General features: G+C 48.8%; 1 pseudogene. It reads left to right on the top strand.

The annotated features are described in order from the left end of the window. Positions 1-338 precede the first annotated feature (338 nt). A pseudogene (locus ACRC1E_RS10960) lies at positions 339-1,089 on the top strand (IS1595 family transposase); the annotation flags it as partial. Positions 1,090-1,135: the final 46 nt, after the last annotated feature.

The following is a 1,135-nucleotide window of genomic DNA, read 5'->3' as shown; positions in this document are numbered from 1 at the left end:
GGCATAACCATGCCCAGCAATCGCAGCATGGTCAATCTTGCCAAGCTGCTTGGCTTCAAGATAGACGTACAGATGGAAGATGGAGTGGTCAATATGGCACTATCCTGTAGCCAGCATGCGGCAGAAGTCTGATTTGGCGGAGTATAAAACCGTTAAAATAGTTGCCAATTGAGCTAATAAGGTCGCGGTATAGATATACCGGATTACCCATTATTAGCAGTCACCACCAACTACACTGATCTTACGCACAGCTATCGAGGTGCGAGATCATGGCCAAAAGCAAAGTCTAATTCCAATTCCAATTCCAATTCCAATTCCAATTCCAGAAAGGCTACCCCCTGTTTGAATTTTTAAAGGACTATGCCACAGAGGCGCAGTGCGAAAACACGCTGTTCACTTGGGGCTTTCCTCACGGCTTTTTCTGCCCTGAATGTACCAACCAGACCTGTTGTTGCCTGAAAAGGCGGCCCCGTGCACGGCCATGCAATCACTGCCGTCATCAGATGTCATTGACTGAAAACACGATTTTTGCAAACACCAGGCTCTCGCTAACCAAGTTGTTTCTGGTAATGCACGCGTTGTCACAAACCAAAACAAGTTTGTCAGCGATGGCGCTAAAGCGCCTATTAGGCGTCAAATATGACACCGAGTTGATGCTCAAGTACACACGGCTGCCAGCCATGAATGAGTCGGATGACAAACAGCCTATCAGCGGCATCATTCAGCTCGATGAAATCGACTTGGGGGGTAACGCCGTCGTTGGCTAACGGGGTCGGGGCGCGGCAGGCAAGACGCCGTTTATGGCAGCAGTAGCCCTGAACAAGGGAGGGTATCCAATCAAGATGCGGATGACGGTGGTCGATGGTTTCAAAACCCAGTCCATTGCTGATTGGGCCAAACGGCATGTTGTAGGTGGTAGCGCGGTGATATCCGACGGACTGGGTGGAGCATCCGGCGTTCAACTGGGTAAACACGATGATAGGAAATGTGAGAAACTGACTGTGGCGTAGCTGCCATACACTAGAAGCAAAGCATTTTTCAAGACATCTTGCCGAATATTGCTTCCGGATTAATCATCGTTTTGACCTGGCTGCTAAATACTAAAGCCCAGTCGAAATACCGCTCTTTATACTTA

This window comes from Craterilacuibacter sp. (assembly GCF_051659485.1).
GTDB lineage: Bacteria > Pseudomonadota > Gammaproteobacteria > Burkholderiales > Chromobacteriaceae > Craterilacuibacter.
Note: the sequence above shows the minus strand (reverse complement) of the source record. Positions and strands in the feature narration are given on the sequence as shown.